The sequence below is a fragment of the Shewanella sp. POL2 genome (genome assembly GCF_000282755.1).
Lineage (GTDB): Bacteria > Pseudomonadota > Gammaproteobacteria > Enterobacterales > Shewanellaceae > Shewanella > Shewanella xiamenensis.
In genome coordinates this window covers 1-425 of the sequence record NZ_AKZL01000220.1, presented here as the reverse complement: position 1 = coordinate 425, position 425 = coordinate 1, and the positions used below count along the sequence as shown (strand labels likewise).

The window sequence follows — 425 nt, the reverse complement described above, 5'->3', positions numbered from 1 at the left end:
AATGGTGCCACGCGTCTTGGTTTTAAAAGCAATCTTGACGGCTTTCGCTCGTTTGCTGATACAAGTGTAATGTGGGCACGAAAGCGGAATATCAGCCAGTTTAAACACCGAGTTGATAAAGCCTTGTAACGCTCGCAGTGGCATAGAGAAAACACGTTTAACCATTAGTGCGGTGGTAATGGCTAAGTCGCTAAATACGTGTGGGCGACCTTTCCTTGGTTGCTCAGCCTTAGCTTTCCACTGGGCGATAGCGTCCTCATCAATCCAGAAGGTAAGTGAGCCACGATTAATTAAGGCTTGATTGTATTGCTTCCAGTTAGTTGTTTTATAGCGAGGTTTTGACACGATTGATGGGTGAGTTGATAGGCTATGCCGATCAGATCACCAGCTATGGTTTTAGTTCAACTGATTTAGGAAACAAAGCC

The 425-nt window shown here is 44.9% G+C and carries 1 protein-coding gene; it reads right to left on the bottom strand.

All coding sequences use genetic code 11. From position 1 onward, the window contains the following. Positions 1-345 (bottom strand): IS5/IS1182 family transposase (locus tag SHEWPOL2_RS22150; protein ID WP_037431929.1); only part of this gene is annotated, 345 nt, incomplete at its 3' end. Positions 346-425 lie beyond the last annotated feature (80 nt).